The organism is Methylophaga sp. UBA4204 (assembly GCF_002379485.1).
Lineage (GTDB): Bacteria > Pseudomonadota > Gammaproteobacteria > Nitrosococcales > Methylophagaceae > Methylophaga.
In genome coordinates this window covers 1-201 of sequence record NZ_DFTU01000028.1, presented here as the reverse complement: position 1 = coordinate 201, position 201 = coordinate 1, and the positions used below count along the sequence as shown (strand labels likewise).

Here is a 201-nt window from a genome sequence, read left to right as displayed (position 1 = left end):
TGTGCGCAAAGGCTCACAAGTCTATATTGAAGGCCGTATTCAGACCCGTAAATGGCAAAACCAGCAAGGTCAGGATCAATACACCACCGAAATCGTTGGTAACGAAATGACCATGCTGGACAGCAAAGGTGCGGGTGGTGGCGGAAGCAACGATAATCAGGATTACAACCAAAATCGTCCTTCTCAACCAGCAGCGAAAAG

1 protein-coding gene is annotated in these 201 nt (G+C 48.3%); it reads left to right on the top strand.

Going from position 1 to position 201, the window contains the following annotated elements; genetic code table 11:
* Positions 1 to 201, top strand: a 201-nt coding sequence (locus B3182_RS03355) for a single-stranded DNA-binding protein (protein WP_292751561.1), incomplete at both ends; no start/stop codon positions are given.